Source organism: Mangrovibacterium diazotrophicum (genome assembly GCF_003610535.1).
GTDB classification, from domain to species: Bacteria; Bacteroidota; Bacteroidia; order Bacteroidales; family Prolixibacteraceae; genus Mangrovibacterium; species Mangrovibacterium diazotrophicum.
The window spans coordinates 266736-287427 of sequence record NZ_RAPN01000004.1; the positions used below are offsets into that span (position 1 = coordinate 266736).

Here is a 20692-nt window from a genome sequence, read left to right on the forward strand (position 1 = left end):
AGCGTCTTCTTTTAAACGTTCATGGATGAATACTGAACTCACAATGGTTACGCCGTTCACCAAATCATCGCTTTCGTAACCTCTCACTTTTGAACAGGAAAGGCACAGGTCGATTGTACCGTCATATCTATTGCATAATGAGGTCTGCTAAGGGGGCGGCGAGCATTTTCTAAAAGAGCTATGTAAAACATTTCGATGGCAACAATCTAGTAGGGCTAAATTGGACGCTAAGAATAGGTCGAAAACGAATATTGGTTACGGCTTAAGTATGTTCTAGAAGGAAGGTAATGTTTTGTCGTCGAGTGTTTAATGCTGCAATTTGATTTTAGTTTGTAAGATGAGGTGGGCTTTGGCCTTTTTCGGTAAATGGTTTTAAATAGTAACAGAGGGCAAACAAGGCAAAATTTAATTTTTATAAAAGATACCTATGGGAGATTCGCAATAAACGGGCGTCGTATTTTCAACGATGATTTATTCCCTTAATTTTGTGTTCTCAAGAGAAACGCCCGACTTTATGCGATACAAGCGACTCCATTCCCGAATCAAAGGATCACAAAGCGACTTCGATCAGCTAGCCAATGCTTTCGAAGCAGAAGGGCAGACGGTAGTGCGTTCGTTTGTGCCGGAGATCAATCGTCCGACTTCGGACTATGCAGACAAAATAGCGCATATTCGCCAAATTGACGAAAAGTTGGGGCGCACCTTTCAGCGCCTGAACCGGCACCAGCGGCATGCGGTTTTCTTTCATTCTGAGCGGACTATTCTTTCGGCGATGGTGGGGAGTGGTAAAACCACGGTCTTAATTGCCAAGCTTTTCTACTTGCATTTCATCCAACAAGTACCTTTTGAGCAAATGGTGGTGCTGACTTTTACGAACAAGGCTGCCCGTGAAATCAAGGAGCGGATTGGAAGCTTTCTGGGGGAGATGGATGCCGCGATGAATAAGCAATTGCGCTACTTCGGAACCTTTCATGCTATTGCCAGGCAGTTACTGCACGAGCATCCGTCGTTAGCAGAGCTGGGCTTCAAACCCGATTTTGGGATTATGGACGAGGAGGAGAAGCAGGAGTTTTTGGACCGTATCGTCACGCAGGAAAATCTCAGCATCAAATACCAGAACCAACTGGCCAAACGCTGGCGCAAATTTCGCCAAAACGGTGAAACGCAGATGGGCAATATGAAATCGGAAGATGATTTTGTTCGCTTGGTGGAACTCGCAGAAGCAGAAAAGCGCCGCAGCAACTCGATGGATTTTGACGACTTGATTACGCTCTGTAATCAGCTGTTGGAGAAGGCAGTGCCCAACTGTCCTAAATGGATTATCGTGGATGAGTTTCAGGACTGTAGCGAAGAACAGTTGCAACTGATCGAGCGTTTGCGGGGCGAGAACACTAAGCTGTTTGTGGTGGGCGACCAGAACCAGAGTATTTACGGCTGGCGGGGAAGTAAAGAGCGCCTGTTTCAGGAGATTCAGAGTGAGTGGCAGGCCGACTGGATGGAACTTCCGCAGAATTACCGCAGTACCGAGACCATTCTTTCCGCTGCCGGAAACCTGTTGTATGAACAGGATGGCTCGCTGGTAGCCACTCGTCAAAGTGGTAAGCCGATTGCGTTGGTCCGCCATTTCGACGACCAGCAGGAAGCTTATTACTTGCGCGAGCAAATGCTGAGTTTGCAACAAGAAGGTCAATCCCTGGATTCGGTAGCCATTTTGTTCCGAACGCACCAGCAGATCAAGTTGGTGGAGACCGTGCTTTCGCAGGCTGATATTCCGTTCCAGTTGGTAGCCCGCAAAGAACTGCACGAAAATCCGGCGCAGGCTTTTTTCCTCCGTTTGCTGAAGTTGTGTGCCAATTCCAACGATATGGATGCTTGTCTGGCTTTGGTTTGCGATTCTACTTTTGGAGCACTGACCAAAAACCGGCCATTGATACAGCAACTTCACGAGCGTGCTCCGGGTGAAACGGTTTTGCAGGAGCTTGTGGCTTATCTGGAGCAGCGAAAAAAGCAAACTCCGGATTTGTTGCAACTGCTTCATCAGGTAGTGAACTTTGAGACCATTTTTCTGCGGAAAGAAGGCGCCTCTACTGAGGATTTGATTGACTTTCTGGCTTTACGGTCAGTTCTGAAGCCAACGTCAATTCATCACGCTGACTATCTGGCTTCGATAACTGAAGCCTGGAACCAACTGCAGCTTTTCATGAAAAAAACAGGTTGGGGCGATAGTGCTTCAAGTTTTCGGGTAGCGCTGGATCAGGTTGTTTTGGAAGGTACTTTTCAGATTAACGAACGGATCAAGGAACAAGGGCAAGGGGTTCACCTTTTGACCATCCACGCCTCCAAAGGGCTGGAGTTCGACCGTGTTTACATCGCCGGGGCCAATACCGGAATTATACCGTTGGCGCAGCACAACAATGGAAGCCTGAACGTGAAAGAAGAAAAACGCCTGCTGTTTGTGGCCATGACCCGTGGCAAAAATGTGGTTGAAATTGGCTGGCACGCCCAACCGACTCTGCGGAATGCAGAACCGAAACCATCCTATTTTCTGAATGCAATTCCGGATTCATTGCTGGATCGACGAGAATCTGCGGCGACGAGTGTTGCAGAGGTGACTGAACAGCTTGCTGAAGAATGGCCGATCGGTTGTAGGGTGAGCCACAAAAAATACGGTTTGGGTGAAGTGGTTTTGGTAGAAGAAAAAGACCTCCTTTGCCGCTTCGACTCGGTTGGCGAAAAATCCTTCTCGAAAGCCTTTGCCAAAGCGTTGTTAACGATAGAAAATTAGTTCTTTAGTCCTGAGGCCGGACGGGCCCCTCCTTTCCCAATCGATGAGAAGGAGGCAAAAATCTTGTCAAAACGAACCCTCGGCCGGACGTTTTGCCTGCCTGCCCACTTGTAATCAAAACTTCAGTTCGAATCAGGATGAACGGACTATTCCGTTGAATATTTATCCGTCAGAATTAAGTCGTCTATCATCTAACTTCTTTTCTCATTACTCACGTCTCACTACTTCTCTTCTCCATCCTTCCCACCCATCATCCGGCGAATTTTCAGCTCTTTGCGATGGTCGGTTTCATCGCCCGCTCGGAGCGAGAGGGTGAATACTTCGGGTGTTTCGACTAAATGCACCAATTCCGCTTTCAGCCCTTTGATCACGGTGTCGTTGTTGGCAATTTTCAGAATACCGGAAGGTAAATAAAGCACGACCATTTCGGCAGTTTGCTCTACCCGAAGGACTTCTGTCAGGAACTTCGCTCCAAAACGGTCTTCCTGTTCAAAGCGCTGGAGCAGTTCTTCCCAGTTTGTTTTCACTTCCATCCATTTCATTTTGGGTAGCGGTGATTCCTGGGAGCGGTTGAGCCCGTCGCCAATGACTCCCGAAATTGGAGAGGGAAGTTCTTTGTAGAAATTCCGGAGTGCCCAAAGGATCAAACTCTTGTCGATGCGGGCATCGCCCACACAAACAGGGCAACCACGCTTGCACGAACATTCCTTCACTAAAGTGCCTGCATTCCGGATAATTTGGCCAACATAGTCGTACACCTTCTCCGAAAATCCAAGCCCGCCGGGATAGCCGTCATACAAAACAACGGCGTATTTAGTGCGTTTGCTTTCCATATCCACAAACGAGAAAATATCGCCGCCCAGGTCGCTGTCAGTAGCCATCACCAACATCGATGCGGCGGCTTTCAGGCAGTGCACCAAACCTTCGCTGTAATCGAAGCGCGGGATTTTGCCTACTGGTACATTCGGTTCCAAAGCGGGAGCTTTGCCGGTTGCAACAAAAGTGCGAACTACAATATCCGGAATTTCAACCCAGCAGGCTTCGGTTTCCATTTGTGTTTTCAGAATTTCCGAAAGTTCAGTGAAGCCCAGATTTTGGTGGGTATTGAACTCAACCATCTTGTAGCCGGTCACGTTTACTGAAACCCGCACATCGCCAAAAAAGCGGTTGATGCGGTGCTCTTTCGCGTTTTCGTGCTCCATTAAAATGGCAATGTTGCCGGGCTTGTGCGGCTCGGTATAGTAGTTCGAATTCACTTCCTTAACAAAAGCCGTTTTGCTCTCCAAATCGAGTTGAAGCGACTTGTACTGCACACTGTCGTGCAGGTAAATGGCCCCGGGATAAAATTCCTTCTTCGCCTGAATGAGGTCAACCACCGTAATGGTTTCCTGTTTTTCCGTGTCCACCACTTTAATGGTGTCGCCGGTGAGGTTGCGCAGGCTGATTTCGTGTGCCGGCGAAATATCGCCGCTCCATTGGTAAGTATTGTTTTGCTCCACCAGTTCTCCCTCTTTTTGCAGCAGGGGAATAATTTCGCCCAAATCGGGGAAGCTGGCAATATCGTCAATCGTTAAAGGAAGTTCAGCTGAAGCAGCCCGAATGTGCGACAGCTGAATGTAGAGGTTGTCGCGGTCGATGATAGCATTCTCCGAGTCGGTTTTCAGCAGCCAATCCGGGTGATTGCCCACATACTGGTCCAGCGGTTTTTCCTTCAGCATAACAATCGCGTGCGCTTCGGAACCGTTTCGGCCGGCACGTCCCAGCTGTTGCCAAAAACTGGCGCGCGTTCCGGGAAATCCGCCCATAATTACCGCATCGAGGCTCCCGATGTCAATCCCCAGCTCAAGAGCGTTGGTGGAGACCACGCCCAGCAAAGCGCCGTCAACCAAATCCTGTTCAATCTTGGCCCGTTCGGCCGGTGAGTAGCCGCCACGGTAGGCCGATATTTTGTCCGACATGTCAATGCCATATTCCATGGGGTCGGAGGCCAGCACATCGCGGGTTTCCTTGGTCACGATTTCGGTTTCGCGCCGCGACTGGCAAAAGGTTATCGACCGCACTCCTGACAAAATGAGGTCGGGAAGAATGCCCCGTAACTCCTCGGTCACAGCTTTTTTGCGTTTCGCCTTTTCCAGGTATTCGGGTTGAAAGAAATGAATGTGCTTGGCCGGTGCTGCCGAACCATCGCGGTCAACAATTTCAAAGGGCGTGTGGCAAATATTTTCTGCCAGCTCCAATGGGTTAGCAATGGTTGCCGAGCTGCACAAAAACTTGGGCCGGTTGCCGTGGTAGTCGCAAATGCGCAACAGGCGGCGAAATACGTTAGACACATGCGACCCAAAAGCCCCGCGGTAAGCGTGCAGCTCGTCAATAACGATGGTGTCGAGGTTGGCAAACAAGTGCGGAAAGCCGTATTTGTTGTGGTTGGGCAGAAAGCTCGCGTTCAGCATATCCGGGTTGGTGAGGATGATGTTGGCCTGTTCGCGAATGCGGCTGCGTTCGTTGGGCGAAGTGTCGCCATCATAAATGCCGGCTTGTATTCGGTTTTCACCAAAGAAAGCCACAAACTCACGAATATTGCGGAACTGGTCCTTCGTCAGCGCCTTGGTTGGGTAAATAAATAGGACCCGGCGAGACGGATTTTCGAGGATGCGCTGCACCACGGGAAGGTAAAACGAAAGTGATTTACCACTGGCCGTCCCGGTAGTAATGACCACACTTTTACCGGCATGCGCCTTTTCGAACATCTCGGCCTGGTGCGAGTAAAGCTGGCTGTAGCCTTGCTGTTGCATCCAGTTTTTCAGGTCGGGGTGCAGTTTCTCAGGCGCATCTACAAACGTGGCTGGTCGCGAAGGCAGGCTGCGTGTTGCCAGCAAACGCTCATCATGTTTCATTAAAATTCGGGATACAGCATTACTCATAATTCGCTCGTTCGGTATTGAATGAACAAAGATAACTTTTGATTTCCTACCGAACCTGGAACGGAGGATATTTTCCAAGGCAAGCTTAGGCAGCATTAGACTTTAAACTTCTATTTCGATGGGGTGTTAAATAGACGACAATCATTTCAACTTAAAAAAGAGAGAACACGATGAACCCGAAAATTGACACTTATTTAGTTGAAGGATGCGGACGTTGTCCCCTGTATCGAACACCTGACTGCAAGGTACATCGGTGGCAGGAGGAATTGAAACAACTTCGGCGGATTGTGCTCAGCTGCGGGCTGACGGAAGAATTGAAATGGGGAATGCCGTGTTATACCGGGGTGAACGGGAAGGGACAACCGAAAAATATTGTGATGGTGACTGCCTTCAAAGAGAATTGTGTGCTCAGTTTCTTCAAGGGATCTTTGTTGCAGGATCCGGTTGGATTACTAAAAAGTCCCGGAGAAAACAGCCAGTCAGTGCGCATGGCGCGATTTACAAATGTGGCAGATGTTCTTCGGTTGGAGAGTAAGTTGAAAGCCTATATTTTTGAGGCGATTGAGATTGAAAAAGCAGGAAAGGAAATCGAAAAGAAGAAGATTTCCGAATTTGAGGTTGTTGAAGAATTTCAACAAAAGTTAGACGAGAATCCCGATTTGAAAATGGCTTTTGAAACCCTGACGCCCGGACGTCAGCGAGGATATCTTTTACATTTTTCGCAGCCGAAACAGGCCAAAACAAGGGAGTCCCGAATCGAAAAATGCATTCCAATGATTTTCTCAGGAAAGGGGCTGAATGATCGGTAGTTCGTATTGCGAGAATGTTGATATTCGGGCCATTAGTTCAAAAAAAGTGAGCGTAATAAGTAAATCAACGAATTTTTTTACTAACTTTTATTTCACTTTTACAAATGCGGTATCGATGAATCAGGGCTTTGCTGAGAAGAAAAAGTAAAACTGTAATTTCAGGCCCGATGAAAAGAGTTTGTTTAATATCGTATTTTCTGCTAGCCATTAGTTGCCTGACTTCTGTGGCACAACGCACCATCCAGTTTTCCGATTTGGAATGGTTTGTCAAAGACGGTTTTTCCGGTCCTGGTCCCAATTATTGGTCGGATAGTTCGCACAGCGTTTGGGTAGATTCCAATGGCTTTTTACACTTGAAAATTCGGAAAGTTGCCGGTGTTTGGCATTGTGCCGAGATCTATTCGGTGAAAGAATTTGGTTATGGCGAATATAAATTTCATGTGGCAACCAATCTGGAGGACTATGCCGCCAACGTTATTGCCGGGCTTTTTTTATATGAAAACGACAGCTCCGAAATCGATATTGAATTTCCGAATCGCGGTTCGCATTCGTTGTTGGGTTGGTACACGGTGCAGCCAGGTCCATATTCCCACAGCAATCATGAAAAATTTGCACTGAACCTCTCCGGAAGTTACTCGACGCATTCTTTTATATGGAAGAAGGACTTGATTGAGTTTGAAAGTTACCACGGTCACGCCGACAGCTTACCAGGGCAAAATCACCTGATTAATCGATGGACGTATGTTGGGCAGAATATCCCGAAAGAGGGCAAAGAGCACTTGCATCTGAACTTGTGGTTAGATGAAGGAAAAGCGCCCGGTGACCAGAAAGAAGTAGAGCTAGTCATTAACTATGTGCACGTTTATCCGGAAGAAACGAGCAGTCCAAATTACTACGCGATTTTCGAAAATGCCTTTCCTTTCTATAATCAATCAGACGATTGAATTCGACTTCTCGAATGTTCTTGATTTTTTCGTTGATTGCTTAGGAAAAGAAAAGGCGCCATCTGTTGGGCGGATGACGCCTGATATTTTTTACTTCGTTTCCGGTTCTTCCGTGGTGCGGTCATATTGGCAACAACCAGGTAAGGCTTCATAAGCTTCATCAGTAGCTTTATGCATGTCGGTATCGTAACCTGCTTTGGCGATGGCCATATGCACTTTGTGTACATCCGTTTTAGCATCGTCGAATGTCACCTCCATTTGCTTGGTTTCTTTGTTCCAATCAGCTGCTGTAACGCCATCAACTGACAAGGCGGCTTTCTCAATTGTTTTTTCGCACATGCCGCAATTGCCGTATACTTTAAATTTCTCTGTTTTGCTGGCTGCAAAAACAGTTGCTGTTCCCAACAGGAACAGGGTAACTAAGCTTAATGCTTTTGTTTTCATCTTGTTAATTTTAAAAAGGTTATTGATATAAAAATTCCAAATTCCAAATTCCAAATTCCAAATTCCAAATTTTGCATTCTAATTTCGTTTGTCTTTTTAATCGTGACTTTCGTCCCGGTACAAGCAGCACTCGGGTAGTTCGTTGTAAACTGAATCTGGTGCCTTGTACTTTTCGGTGTCGTGACCTGCTGCAGCAACCGCCTTTTGAACTTCATCTGTAGAAGTCTTTTTCGGATCGAAATTGAGATGCAGCATCTGCTTGTCGGGGTCCCAATTGGCCGACAGAACGCCGTCAATACGATTGGCAGCAGTCTCAATTCGGTCTTTGCACATATCACAATTACCGGACACTTTAAACATCGCGTGTTCTGTAGTCGAATTTGTTTTTGGCATGTCCATCCCTGGCATTTGTCCGGCTTCGGATTCTTCACCTTGAGGATTCATCATGCTGGGCAGTCCTTGCAGCTGGGCAGCGGCATCAATTTTAAATACGCCGTTAACAGCAACTTCTTCGCCTTCGTTTAAGCCGTTGGCAACCACATAATAGTTCCCGGTTTCCGGTCCCAATTCAATTTCGCGGAAGCTGAATGTTGGGTTTGTCGTGTTGGGTACTTTCACATAGACTACCGAGCGTTTCCCGGTCCAGAGCACCGCGGATTTGGGAATCAGTAGCTCATTACTTTTTTCAGCCTTATCCGATTCTACAATGCCATTGACAAACATCTCAGGTTTCAGGCTTTGTTGCGGGTTGCTAACAACTACTCGTACTTTAGCAACTCGACTGGAACCACTCATAAACGGGTCGATGTAGCTTATTTTGCCGTTGAATTCCTTGCCCGGAAGCGCCTGAACCGTGAAGTTGACAGGATCGCCAACCCGCAGCCAGGGAAGATCGCTTTCGTAGGCGTCAAACAAAATCCAGACCTGCGACAGGTTGATAAGTTGGAACAAAGGTTCTCCCTTTTTGACGTAATCGCCAACTGCAACATGGCGCGCCATCACTGTTCCGGAAATGGTCGCCAGGATGTCGAAGTAAGTTTTGGGTTCACCTGCTTTTTCAATCGAAGAGATCTGGTCCTCGGTCAAATCCCAGAGTTTTAGCTTTTCGCGAGATGCTTTGTACAATGAAGGTCGGGAGTCTTTTAACTTCGTTGCCTCCAACAGCTCACGCTGAGCGGTGATCAGATCGGGAGAGTAGATCGTAGCCAGTTTTTCTCCCTTCCGGACGTGCTGCCCGGTAAAATTCACAAACAGTTTTTCAATACGACCACCGAATCGTGCTGTCATTTCTGCAAGATTGCGTTCGTCGGCCTGTACTTTACCCTGCAGGTAAATTTGCTTTTCTGCAGCACCTTTGCCGACAACGATGGTTTGAACGGCCGCCAGTTTTGCAGCCGATTCGGTCATCACAATATCATTCGGGTTTGCTGTTTCTTCGTCCGATTGCATCGAACTGAGCGGGATTAGATCCATGGAGCAAATGGGGCATTTCCCGGGATGATCCATGCGGATTTGCGGGTGCATGGAGCAGGTCCAGGTTTCAGCTTCGCTTTCGTGATCATGGTCTTCATGAACTGCTGTTTCTGTGCTTGAAGGCGCTTCGCCGGAAGGACTGATGAGCCATCCGAGCAGTAAGCCAACGATTAAAACTACGATGACCAATCCGTAGTTTTCTTTTATTTTTTGTATGAAATTTTTCATTTTTTTTTGAGTTTTTCAATTCTGAAAATCCGAATATCAGAGCATCCGAAAATCAATCGTTATTTTCCCATTAGATAGTTTACAAATGAAACGGCAGCCTGCTTGTCAGAGCGGGCTTTCTCGAGTTCCAGTTTATATTGAAGCAGTTTGCGCTCCATACGCAGGATTTCCTCAAAATTTGCTCCGGTGTTGCTGTATTCTGTTTCCAGTAAATCGATGGACATTCGGGCCAGTTTTGCCTGATTTTTATTGAGCGTAATCCGCCGATCGGCATCCTGAAAATCTTTCCAGCTCTGCTCGAAAACGGTTTCCAGCACATTCGATTTATTCAGTTTCTCATTGGCTTTGGCCGTTTCCTGGTAGACCGCTTCGTTGATCATCGAACGGTATTTGTTGCGGTAAAGCGGAATGGTGATGCCGACTTGGGGTAGCATTAATGCGTCTTTGCCGGACATGTTGTTTTCGCCTTTGCCAATAATGGTGTAGTCAATGCCGATCATAATTTTGGGAGCACCTTCTTTTCGGGCTGCTTCTTGCTTATACTGCCAGGCTGTTTGTTGCATATCCAGACTAAGCAACTGATGGTTTTGGCTTAAAATGCTGTCGCGGATATCGGCTTTGGGGAGGGGAAGGTCTTCATCCCAAAGTGTATCCGGCAAATCGATTTGATCTTCCCGCTCGCGGTTCAGCAGTTTGTTGAACATGACTTGCTGAGCAAGCAATTTATCGCGTAGCAGAGCCAACTGATTTTCCAGATCGCCAATTTCCATTTCAATGCGGTATTCATCGACCAGCGAGCTTGTACCTGCTTCAACTTTAATAATCGCCAGCTTTTGCAACGACGAAAGCAATTCGAGGTTGTCGTGTGTCACCGCAATGGCAGTGTTCGAAAAATACAGGTTGAAATAGGTATTTCGAACATCGTTGAAAAGCTTGGATTTGGCTTCCAGAAATAGCTCATACCTGGCTTTTGCTGCCTGGTTGGCGGCGTCTTCTTTTGCGCCGTTTGTTCCGAACCAGGGGAACATTTGCGAGGCTGAAAGTTTAAATTTCATCGGTCCGTTGCGGGTTTCCACAGGGTTGATGAAATAACCAAAAGCGATTTGCGGGTCGGGCAGACTGCTAACTTGAGGAACCGCTTCCAAGGCAGCCATGTATTCGTTGAATGAGGCCTGCAGTCCCGGATTATTTTCGGCTGCCGTCTGCAGGTATTCATCCAGTTGTTCCTGTGCAGAAGCTTGAAATGAGCCGAGCAACAGCATACTGAATAAGATTGTATTGATTAAACTCTTCATGACTTTGCTTTTTTAAGTTCACGCTTCAGTTTACTTTCCTGCCACATGCTGAACAGAACGGGAACGACGAACATGGTCATCACCTGGATAATCATCCCCCCGAAAGAGGGGATGGCCATCGGGACCATGATGTCGGAACCTTTGCCGGTTGAGGTGAGTACCGGAATCAGCGCAATGATGGTGGTTGCTGCCGTCATCATCGCCGGGCGAACCCGCTGCGATCCGGCTTCCAGGATAGACTGTCGAATTTCGCCGACGGTCTCGGGTTTGTTTCGGCCAAACACTTGCTTCAGGTAAGTTCCCATAATCACACCATCGTCGGTGGCGACCCCAAACAGGGCAATGAAGCCGACCCAAACAGCGACACTCAGGTTGACGGTGCCCATCTGAAACATGTCGCGGATATTGATGCCGCCCACGCTGAAGTTCATAAACCAACTTTGGCCGTAGAGCCAGAGCATGAGGAAGCCGCCGGAAAAGGCAACCAGGATTCCGGAGAAGGTCATGGCCGACATAGTGACTGATTTAAACTGAAAGTATAAAATCAGGAATATCAGGATCAGGGAAATCGGTACCACAATCAGCAAGCGGTTCGTTGCCCGGATTTCGTTCTCATAGTTCCCCGTGAAAACATATTTGACGCCGGAAGGAATCGTGATCTCGCCACTATCAATCTTATCCTGGAGATATTTTTGGGCGTTTTCAACCACGTCTACCTCGGCGTAACCGGGCTTTTTGTCGAAAATGACATAGCCAACCAGAAAGGTGTCTTCACTTTTAATCATCTGCGGTCCGCGGGTGTATTGGATGTCGACCAGCTCGCCCAGCGGAACCTGAACGCCGGCAGGGGTGGGGATGAGGACTTTCTTCAGATCATCCGGATTGTCGCGGAACTCGCGGGCATAGCGCACCCGGACCGGATAGCGTTCTCGTCCTTCCACTGTGGTGGTTAATTGCATGCCGCCAACCGCGCTTCCTATAACAGATTGCAAGCCCTGAACGGTCAGTCCGTAACGGGCAATAGCCTCCCGGTTTATCTTCAGCTCGATATACGGTTTTCCAACCACCCGGTCAGCAAAGACCGACATGGGCTCCACACCTTCCACATGTTTCAGTTCATCCTCCAATTCGTAACCTACTTTTTCAATCGTCTCCAAATCGGCACCGAACACTTTGATACCCATTGGTGCGCGCATACCGGTTTGCAACATCACCAAACGTGTTTGGATGGGCTGCAACTTCGGAGCTGATGTCAGGCCGGGAATGGTGGCTTGTTTGATGATTTCCTGCCAGATATCGTCGGGCGAGTTGATGTTTTCGCGCCATTGCCGGAAGTATTCCCCGTTTTTATCTTCAACGAGTTCATCTTTATCAATCAGTCGAAATCCATCTTCCTTCGGATTGTAGACAGAGCCGTCTTTCAATACATAGGCATCGTCTTTATTCACTTTAAAACGCATGCGGTGCCCGTCTTCGTTAAGGATATATTCCGGTTTATAATTGATGATGTTTTCGTACATGGAGACAGGTGCCGGGTCCAATGCTGAATTTACACGTCCCCATTTACCCACGACGTTTTCAACTTCAGGAATGGCATTTACCTTTTTGTCCAGCATGGCTATTACTTCTAGGTTTTCCTGAATACCGGAGTGGGGCATGGTCGTTGGCATCAGAAGGAACGATCCTTCATCGAGCGTTGGCATGAATTCTTTCCCAATTCCCGGGAACCGGTCGTTGGCAGCCTGCCAGGTCTTGGTTTCTTTTACAAAGTCGGGCATGAAACCAAAGGTTTTGTTGAAACCCTGCCAAATGACAATCCCCAGGATAACCACAAAAATAGGGATGCTCAGGAAGGTCCATTTGTGTGCCAGGCACCATTTCAGTATGGAGGAATAAAAATGTACGATGGTCATGAGCGAACCCAGAACGACGCCGATTACGGCAATGGCAAACAGGAAGTTGGCCAACATGGAGTTTTGAGCCCCCATGGGCATCCAGGCCTTCGTCATGAAAAACACAACAACGGCGAGTGTAATGCCCACGTTGATATAATTGGCAAATTGTCTGCGATTTTCCGGCCAACGGTATTCCTGCAGGTTGTTAACTCCGATGGCAACTAGTGCCAGTGCAATCCAGATCCCTGAAATAATGGGGAGCAGGATGCCAGCACCGATCAGGATGCTGTTGAAGACAATTTTCAATTTACGTTTGTCAAAACGGATGGAGAAAACCACATTGGCGAAAGCAGGGATGAAAACCAAGCCAATGAACAAGGCCGATAGCATGGCAAAAGTTTTTGTGAATGCCAATGGCTTGAATAATTTTCCTTCGGCCGCTTCCATAGCGAAAACCGGCAAGAAACTAATAACTGTCGTCGCCAGGGCGGTGATTACCGCTCCCGCAACTTCAACGGTCGCATCGTAAATGACTGTCAGCAATTTTTTGCCTTTTACTCCCAGGTTATCGGGCATCTCCAAATGTCGGATGATGTTCTCGGTAAATACGACCCCGACATCCACCATCACCCCGATGGCAATGGCTATACCAGACAAGGCCACGATGTTGGCATCCACCCCAAATCGCCGCATAAAAATGAATGTCATCAACACCCCGATGGGAAGCAAGCTGGAAATGAGGAACGAGGCCCTGAGGTTTAGCACCAGGACGATCACGACGATAATACTGATGAGGATTTCGAGCGAAAGCGCCTCTTCCAAGGTTCCCAGCGTTTCTTTAATCAGCCCGGTGCGATCGTAAAAAGGGACGATGGTGACTTTCGAAATGGTACCGTCGGCTAATATTTTCGAGGGCAAACCGGGAGCAATCTCAGCAATTTTGGCCTTCAGGTTTTCAATGGTCTGCATTGGGTTGGCACCATAGCGCGCCACAACCACACCGCCAACTGCTTCGGCCCCGCCCTTATCAAGTCCTCCACGGCGGGTAGCGGGACCAAAATTCACTTTGGCCACATCTTTTATGCGGATCGGGACATTGTCGTGAACAGCCACTACACTTTCCTCCAGATCCTTGATATTTTCAATGTATCCGAGCGCGCGGATCAGGTATTCGGCCCTGTTGTATTCGAGGGTTCGGGCACCGATATCGAGGTTGCTGTTTTTCACCGCACTCATGATTTGCATGACATTCACCCCGTTGGCCTTCATGGCATTCGGGTCGATATCGACCTGGTATTCTTTTACGAATCCGCCAATCGAAGCTACTTCGGCAACTCCCTGCGCCGAAGTCAATCCATATCGAACATAGTAATCCTGAACAGAGCGAAGTTCCTGCGGATCCCAACCGCCAGCCGGTTTACCGTCTTTGTCGCGCCCTTCGAGTGTGTACCAGTAAATTTGCCCAAGCGCGCTGGCATCAGGCCCCAATGCTGGAGTGACGTCGGAAGGCAATGTACCTGTCGGCAATGAGTTTAGTTTTTCGAGGATCCGGGTGCGGCTCCAGTAAAAATCTACACCTTCATCAAAAATGATATAGATACTGGATAAGCCGAAGATCGAACTACTCCGGATGGTTTTCACCCCGGGAATTCCCAAAAGTGAGGTGGTGAGCGGGTATGAAATCTGGTCCTCGATATCCTGCGGACTGCGTCCCGGCCACTCGGTATATACAATTTGTTGGTTCTCGCCAATGTCGGGGATGGCATCGACCGGGACCGGGTCGGACGGCAAAATTCCGGTGTTCCATCCAAATGGTGAATTCACAATTCCCCAGCCGATAATCACGAACAGGATGAGGAAAGTAACCAGCTTGTTTTCTAAAAAGAAACGAATTATTCTGTTGAGCATGGTTTCTTGATTTATAATTTCTGAATGTCGATTGATTCGTAGCAATAATCAATTGACCCTGTGCTTAGCTAGAAGCACAGGAATACAGCTGTAATCAGAGAAGTCTGAAAACAGAGATCATTCAAAAATCATAAACGATAAACCTGGATATCGGAAAGTAGCTCGCTCACCAACTTGGGTGGTGGTGATTCGTCGTAGGAGATTTCTGTATTTTCTTCGGATAGATGGCTTTCATGGAGTAATTCCAGCGAAAGCGTGGCTAATTCAATCGGGAAGAAAGTAACATGGTCCAACACCAGGGGAGAAGTGTAGTCTTCCTGCAACTGGTAGACGTGGTTTTCGTTATGGCAGCAACTGCCCATATCGCAAGATGAATCATCGTCGGAGCAGCCGCTGGCGTTTCCAGTTACAACAGACACATCAACCAGAGTTTCGCCGCAGTAGTGCTTGGAAACCGTGAATCCCATTGTTAGAACTAACAACAGGAAAACAATGGTAATATGACTGATTTTTCGGATCATGATACAGAAATCATCTGCAAGTATAAACGATATATCTTAGAATGAGGTTCATTTTCTCCGAAAATTTGTACTGACTCTGAGAATTTTAAACTCATTAACAAACGTTGGCGGCTAAATAGGCCGCTGGCAAGCTGAGTATTTTCAGTATTGAAATTGTATTCTAAATTGAGGAAAACAGGAGTGCGGCTTCATGTTCTTAAATAGCAGATTTTACATTGATATATCGAAACAAAGAGTTGTCAATATTAAAAGTATTTTCCACCTTTGTTATCCGCGAAATCGAAATTTTGATCAAACGAAATAACTTAAATTAGAACTTATGAGAAAGTTACCTCTTCTTTTTTTGGTGTTGGCTTTTGCCTGTCAACAACCAGCCAAGAAAGAGCAAATGCCCTACACAAAAGCCGATTTTGAAACGACTGTAGATGGCAAGCAAACATCCCTTTACATTTTGGAAAATGCCAACGGCATGAAGGTCGCCATCACCAATTACGGCGGTAAAATTGTTTCTATTTTTGCGCCCGACCGCGACGGAAATATGGCCGACGTGAATTTGGGATGGAAGTCGATTCAGGAATACCTGGACGTAAATAACGAGTATGGTGCTATTATTGGACCGTACGCGAACCGGATTGGCAACGCAACATTTACGATTGATACAACAACTTACCAACTGCCGGCCAACGATCATGGCAACTGCCTGCACAACGGACTGATTGGTTTTAAACACAGTATTTTTGATGCTGAGGAAAAAGTAACTGACGATGGTCAGGCGGTGGTGATGACGATTCATAGCCCAGACGGACAATTTGGTTTCCCCGGAAACAAAGACGTAAAAGTGACTTATACTTTGACTGCCGACAATGAGTTGAAGATTGACTACGAAGCAACTACGGATAAACCATGTCCTTTCAACCTGACGAATCACGCTTACTTCAACCTAAAAGGTGAAGGAAATGGCGATATTTTAAGTCATGTAATGTATTTGGACGCCGACTCGACAACTGTAATCGACGAGGAATTGATTCCAACGGGTGAGATTGCTTCCATTAAAGGAACTGATCTGGATTTTACGACTCCAACGCCAATTGGCGAACGTATCAATTCTGATTATGAACCGATCAAAATTGGTTTGGGATACGACCACAACTACATTTTGAATAAAGATCAGAATGCGGGAGAGCTGACTTTGGCTGGTAGCCTTTACGAGCCGGAATCGGGACGTTACATGGAAATTTTCACAACCGAACCGGCGATCCAGTTTTACTCTGGTAACTTCCAGGATGGATCGGTAACTGGTAAATATGGTAAGAAATTTGATTACAGAACCGGTTTGTGTCTGGAAACACAGCACTATCCGGATTCACCAAATCATGCGAATTTCCCAAATACGATTTTAATGCCGGGTGATACGCTGCATTCAACAACGATTTATAAGTTTTCGGCTAAATAAGCCCATTTTTATTTCAAGAAAAAAGTAAAGGCTGCCCATCGGGCAGCCTTTTTAAATATCATAAAATCCGGATCGTTCTATTCAAAGACCTGAACAGATCCATCTTCTGTGTTGCAAATAATACGGGTTGCAATATTGGCAAACAAGCCATTTTCAACCACTCCGGGGATCTGATTGATTTCGATCGTCAACGCTGCGGGATCTTCAATTTTTTCGAATTTACAATCAACGATGTAATTCTGGTTGTCGGTCACAAAAGGCTGATCGCCCTGCATGCGCAATTTGGGAGTACATCCTAATTTTTCGAGTTGGTAAGCAGTAACCTGGTATGCAAATGGCGTTACTTCAACCGGAAGCGGGAAGCTGCCCAAAACATCTGAACTTTTACTGGCATCGGCAATACAAATGAAAACTTTGCTAATGCTGGCAACAATTTTCTCGCGCAGCAAAGCACCACCGCCACCTTTAATAAGCTGCTTGTTGGGATCGAATTCGTCGGCTCCGTCAATGGTTAGGTCAATGGAGCGAACATCGGCAATATTCAGCAATGGAATGCCCAATTCTGTGGCCAGTTTTTCGGTTGCTTTCGAAGTTGGCACACCTTTGATTTTTAACCCGTCTTTGACCAGTTGTCCTATTTTTTGAATGGCATAAAAAGCTGTAGAACCGGTTCCCAGCCCCACAATCATACCATCCTGAATGTATTCGGTTGCTTTTTCTCCAACCAGCTGTTTTGCATTCATGTTTAAATCAGGTCTATTTATTTCAGTTTATAATTTTGTTATCTCAATGCTTCTAAAATCGATAGGGTAGCCTTCATACTGCAGCAGAATCCTCCCTTTCGTTACCGACGGATAGCTGCCGTCGTTGACCAGTTTCCCGTTCAGGTACTGTTTGATCAAGCCATTTTCTACCAGGATTTCGATCGTGTTCCAATCGCCGGCTGTATTTTCCGCGTCCTCATTTTTACCGATGGCAACACTGCGTCCCGGTTCGTTGCGGGCTCCGTCTTTTTCCAGTGATACGTTTTGCAGCAAAATGAAATCACCGGTTGCACCTTCTTTTATCTGGAACTGAATTCCCTGTGGCCAAAGCGTGTCTTTTGCCGACTTCGGCACCAGGTACATCAAACCGCTGTTTTTCTTTTGGCTTTTTCGTTCAACATTTTCATCGGTATTCCAACGAAATTCAGCTTTCAATTGAAAGTTGCTGAACGACTTTTCGGTCATCAGGTAGCCCGCTTTTTTACCATAAAGATGAATTGTGTTGTCGGATACAACAAAGAGTTCTTCTCCGTTTTTTAACTTTCCATCTTCAGACGAGAATGCGTACCAGCCTTTCAGATTGTCGCCATTGAACAATGAAACAGATTTTTGCGCGAAAATAGTAGTGCTCGAGAGTAGAAGAATGATTATCGTAGTGAATCTGAAATTTTGCATAGTTAGCGGAATTAGTTTCCGGTTGGCAAAATTAGATAAATCATCCAGTAAATCAGTATAATGTTAGGTGGAAAGCACAGAAAATTGCACAAAGTTTTGGGTGCAGCGTCGATCCAAATAAAAAGCAAGCCCGCTGTCATTCAACAGCGGGCTTGCTTTCCTTGAGGTCTATAAAGTAATCCTAAATTAATTGGCACTTGTAATTGGGTCGAAGTCGGCAATGTTGTGCACAATTCCTTTATTTGTCGGTCCTTCGCTACATGTAATTTTCTTCTCCAAAATGTCGTAAACAGTTTGCACCCAGGCATCGTCGGCATTCAGACTTTCGGTGAAATGAAATTCGCTGCCACCTTTGTCCTTGAACAAATCGCGGTACTGTTCGCCAATTTCCAGTGTTGTTTCCAGACAATCGGCCACAAACGAAGGTGAGACGACCAGCAGTTTCTTCGTTCCGGTTTGTGCCAGTTTCTCAATGGTCGCATCGGTATAAGGCTGAATCCATGGATCTTTACCCAAGCGACTCTGGAATGCTGTGGTGTAAGTTTCCTGCGGCAAGCGAAGCTTTTCAGCAATCAGTCGTGTCGTTTCGAAACATGCCGAACGGTAGCAGTAGCGTTTTCGGTTACCTTGCTTGCAAGTCGTTCCCTGGCAGCGCGCACAAAGTTCCAGACCGTTTTCATTCATGTTATCCAAATGGCGTTCAGGGATGCCATGATAACTAAACAGAATGTGGTCGGGTGTATGTTTTTTAATATCGGCTTTTACCTTGTCGGCAAAATTGCCTATGTAGCGCTGGTCGTCGTGGTAACTGTTAATGAATTGAATATTGGGAATGACATTCCATTTCGACACAATTTCCATCACTTTTTCGGCTACCGATCCGGTTGTTGCCGAAGCGTATTGCGGAAACAGCGGGAATATGATGATTTCTTCCACATTCGCTTTCCGTAATTTTTCCAGTCCGGATTGAATGGAGGGATTTTGATAGCGCATGGCCAATTCAACCACAACTGAGTTGTTAAACTTACGGTTGAGTTTTTCAACCAGTTGCACACCGTAAACCATCAATGGTGAACCATCCTTCAACCAAAGCTTTTGATATTCGTGAGCGACTTTGGGAGCCCGGAATGGCACGATAATCAAGTTTACCAGCATCCACCTTTTCCAGTGATCGATGTCGATGACACGGCCATCCATCAAAAATTCGCGCAAGTATATTCCTACATCTTTTTTATTGTAGCTATTGGGAGTTCCCAAGTTAACAACTAACACCCCTGTCTTTTTCATATTGGTCTTTTTGAGTCGCAAATACCTGAATGATACAATCTAAGTTTTGTGCAGTCAGTTTATCAGACTGAGCCGAAAACATCGCAACTGCAGGATCTTTAACAAGTTTGTCGCTGATTCGGTTTATTAGTTTTTTAAGTTCCTCAGCACCTAATTGCTGTCCAAAATCGGCGTTGTTCAAACATTCAACGAGTATCTGTTGTGTATTTTGCTTATATGCTTTTAGAAAATTACGTACTTTTCTGTTTTTCAGCCAATCGGAGAACTCATTTTGCTCTTCAGCAATAATTTCTTCAACCAGTTGCAGCGCTTCCTGCCGTGCAAATTCATTCTTATCGATTAAACTGCTGATCTGATCTAGTGTGAACAGGCTGATATTTTCCTCGTTTGCCAAAGCCGGAGCGATGTTTGCCGGCATGGCCAAATCGATCAACACTTTCTGTGTCCCGGATTGGCTAAGCTTTGTTATCAGCTTTTTTCGGTTACTGACTGCTGAAATCACCGCATCAAAATTGTCGAATTGATTGGCTTCAACTTCATTCCACGGAAACACGTTCAACTCGTTTTTCCGGGCCAATGATACCGCTTTTTCTTCGGTTCTGTTTGAAATGAATACCTGTTGAAAAGCAAATTTCGGAAGGTACTTTAGCAGTTGATTGCTAATTTCCCCGGCCCCGATAATCAGCAGCTTCTTTGTCGTAAGCTCGCGTCTTCCAAATTCATCAGAAATCAGTTTTAAAGCTTTGTAAGCAGTCGACTGTGTTCCCTGGTGAAAATCGGTTTCGTTGACAACGCGCTTGTGTGTTTTGAATACGGCCTGCATCGCTCTTTCCAATAAGGAGCCTCGCATATTCAGCTCGTTACTGTGCATCCAGGCCTCTTTTATTTGCCCAATAATTTGCGCATCACCGGTAACCGACGAGTCGAGCCCGTTAGCAACTCGAAGCAGATGTCGCAGGCTCTCGTTTGTGGAGTTGCTGTAGCGAAAAAAAGTAGCTGCCTGCTCCTGCGAAACAACGGATGAGTTATTCTGAATGAAAAAATCGCGCACTTCAATGGCCGACGTTTCTTCCGATTCCCAATAGATTTCGGTCCGGTTACAGGTCGCCAGAATCATGAGGCTGGTAATGTCCCGGAAGTTTTTCCGCAGCAGTCCAAACCATTGAAATTGTTGGATTTTGGTGAGGTGAAAACTTTCGCGTTGGGATAGCTTGGCAGTGTGATGTGAAATGCTGATATACTTGAGGGATCTTTCCATATTCCGGGGCTATTTATTAAAAGCCCGGTGTG

At 46.5% G+C, this 20692-nt stretch carries 14 protein-coding genes; 4 read left to right on the forward strand and 10 right to left on the reverse strand.

Going from position 1 to position 20692, the window contains the following annotated elements; all coding sequences use genetic code 11:
• Positions 1–514 precede the first annotated feature (514 nt).
• Entirely contained in the window at positions 515–2785 is a 2271-nt protein-coding gene (locus BC643_RS20840; RefSeq protein WP_170154647.1) for an ATP-dependent helicase, read from the forward strand.
• A 221-nt stretch (positions 2786–3006) separates the two neighbouring features.
• Here the strand turns inward: BC643_RS20840 and BC643_RS20845 are convergent, their stop codons facing one another.
• Complete coding sequence (locus tag BC643_RS20845; protein WP_170154648.1) at positions 3007–5706, reverse strand: DEAD/DEAH box helicase; 2700 nt, start codon at positions 5704–5706, stop codon at positions 3007–3009.
• A 170-nt stretch (positions 5707–5876) separates the two neighbouring features.
• On the opposite strand from BC643_RS20845, the gene BC643_RS20850 reads away from it, so the two are divergent.
• Positions 5877–6515 carry a YdeI/OmpD-associated family protein gene (locus BC643_RS20850; RefSeq protein WP_120275215.1) on the forward strand — a complete coding sequence of 213 codons (639 nt, stop codon included), beginning with the start codon at positions 5877–5879 and terminating at the stop codon, positions 6513–6515.
• Between the two features lie 167 nt (positions 6516–6682).
• Positions 6683–7459 (forward strand): glycoside hydrolase family 16 protein, encoded by a 777-nt coding sequence (locus BC643_RS20855; RefSeq protein ID WP_120275216.1) that lies wholly within the window; start codon positions 6683–6685, stop codon positions 7457–7459.
• A gap of 90 nt (positions 7460–7549) precedes the next feature.
• On the opposite strand, the gene BC643_RS20860 is transcribed toward BC643_RS20855, so the two are convergent.
• From BC643_RS20860 to BC643_RS20880, 5 genes are all read right to left on the reverse strand, one after another.
• Positions 7550–7903, reverse strand: coding sequence for a heavy-metal-associated domain-containing protein (locus BC643_RS20860; protein WP_120275265.1), 354 nt, complete (start codon positions 7901–7903; stop codon positions 7550–7552).
• Between the two features lie 96 nt (positions 7904–7999).
• On the reverse strand, positions 8000–9604 hold the full coding sequence (locus BC643_RS20865; protein ID WP_120275217.1) for an efflux RND transporter periplasmic adaptor subunit: 1605 nt from the start codon (positions 9602–9604) through the stop codon (positions 8000–8002).
• Between the two features lie 59 nt (positions 9605–9663).
• Complete coding sequence (locus tag BC643_RS20870; RefSeq protein ID WP_120275218.1) at positions 9664–10899, reverse strand: TolC family protein; 1236 nt, start codon at positions 10897–10899, stop codon at positions 9664–9666.
• A complete protein-coding gene (locus tag BC643_RS20875) occupies positions 10896–14702 on the reverse strand; it encodes an efflux RND transporter permease subunit (protein ID WP_120275219.1) in 3807 nt (1268 codons plus the stop codon). The genes BC643_RS20870 and BC643_RS20875 overlap by 4 nt, the downstream gene beginning before the upstream one ends.
• 128 nt (positions 14703–14830) lie before the next feature.
• Positions 14831–15223, reverse strand: coding sequence for an HYC_CC_PP family protein (locus BC643_RS20880; RefSeq protein ID WP_120275220.1), 393 nt, complete (start codon positions 15221–15223; stop codon positions 14831–14833).
• Between the two features lie 319 nt (positions 15224–15542).
• On the opposite strand from BC643_RS20880, the gene BC643_RS20885 reads away from it, so the two are divergent.
• A complete protein-coding gene (locus tag BC643_RS20885; protein ID WP_120275221.1) occupies positions 15543–16676 on the forward strand; it encodes an aldose epimerase family protein in 1134 nt (377 codons plus the stop codon).
• Positions 16677–16753: 77 nt separating this feature from the next.
• Here the strand turns inward: BC643_RS20885 and rpiA are convergent, their stop codons facing one another.
• The 4 genes from rpiA to hemA all read right to left on the reverse strand — a co-directional run bounded on the left by rpiA (position 16754) and on the right by hemA (position 20660).
• Positions 16754–17419 (reverse strand): ribose-5-phosphate isomerase RpiA, encoded by a 666-nt coding sequence (rpiA, locus tag BC643_RS20890; RefSeq protein ID WP_120275222.1) that lies wholly within the window; start codon positions 17417–17419, stop codon positions 16754–16756.
• A 27-nt stretch (positions 17420–17446) separates the two neighbouring features.
• Positions 17447–18115, reverse strand: a complete 669-nt coding sequence (locus BC643_RS20895) for a 3-keto-disaccharide hydrolase (RefSeq protein WP_120275223.1) — start codon at positions 18113–18115, stop codon at positions 17447–17449.
• 186 nt (positions 18116–18301) lie between these two features.
• Positions 18302–19402 (reverse strand): ferrochelatase, encoded by a 1101-nt coding sequence (hemH, locus tag BC643_RS20900; protein ID WP_120275224.1) that lies wholly within the window; start codon positions 19400–19402, stop codon positions 18302–18304.
• Positions 19374–20660, reverse strand: coding sequence for a glutamyl-tRNA reductase (gene hemA, locus BC643_RS20905; protein WP_120275225.1), 1287 nt, complete (start codon positions 20658–20660; stop codon positions 19374–19376). Before hemA ends, hemH begins: the two co-directional genes overlap by 29 nt.
• Positions 20661–20692: the final 32 nt, after the last annotated feature.

What these genes read in the sequence shown, in the direction of transcription:
- BC643_RS20840 (WP_170154647.1), top strand. Translation starts at nt 515, where the DNA reads ATGCGATACAAGCGACTCCATTCCCGAATCAAAGGATCACAAAGCGAC.
- BC643_RS20845 (WP_170154648.1), bottom strand. Translation starts at nt 5,706, where the DNA reads ATGAGTAATGCTGTATCCCGAATTTTAATGAAACATGATGAGCGTTTG.
- BC643_RS20850 (WP_120275215.1), top strand. Translation starts at nt 5,877, where the DNA reads ATGAACCCGAAAATTGACACTTATTTAGTTGAAGGATGCGGACGTTGT.
- BC643_RS20855 (WP_120275216.1), top strand. Translation starts at nt 6,683, where the DNA reads ATGAAAAGAGTTTGTTTAATATCGTATTTTCTGCTAGCCATTAGTTGC.
- BC643_RS20860 (WP_120275265.1), bottom strand. Translation starts at nt 7,903, where the DNA reads ATGAAAACAAAAGCATTAAGCTTAGTTACCCTGTTCCTGTTGGGAACA.
- BC643_RS20865 (WP_120275217.1), bottom strand. Translation starts at nt 9,604, where the DNA reads ATGAAAAATTTCATACAAAAAATAAAAGAAAACTACGGATTGGTCATC.
- BC643_RS20870 (WP_120275218.1), bottom strand. Translation starts at nt 10,899, where the DNA reads ATGAAGAGTTTAATCAATACAATCTTATTCAGTATGCTGTTGCTCGGC.
- BC643_RS20875 (WP_120275219.1), bottom strand. Translation starts at nt 14,702, where the DNA reads ATGCTCAACAGAATAATTCGTTTCTTTTTAGAAAACAAGCTGGTTACT.
- BC643_RS20880 (WP_120275220.1), bottom strand. Translation starts at nt 15,223, where the DNA reads ATGATCCGAAAAATCAGTCATATTACCATTGTTTTCCTGTTGTTAGTT.
- BC643_RS20885 (WP_120275221.1), top strand. Translation starts at nt 15,543, where the DNA reads ATGAGAAAGTTACCTCTTCTTTTTTTGGTGTTGGCTTTTGCCTGTCAA.
- rpiA (WP_120275222.1), bottom strand. Translation starts at nt 17,419, where the DNA reads ATGAATGCAAAACAGCTGGTTGGAGAAAAAGCAACCGAATACATTCAG.
- BC643_RS20895 (WP_120275223.1), bottom strand. Translation starts at nt 18,115, where the DNA reads ATGCAAAATTTCAGATTCACTACGATAATCATTCTTCTACTCTCGAGC.
- hemH (WP_120275224.1), bottom strand. Translation starts at nt 19,402, where the DNA reads ATGAAAAAGACAGGGGTGTTAGTTGTTAACTTGGGAACTCCCAATAGC.
- hemA (WP_120275225.1), bottom strand. Translation starts at nt 20,660, where the DNA reads ATGGAAAGATCCCTCAAGTATATCAGCATTTCACATCACACTGCCAAG.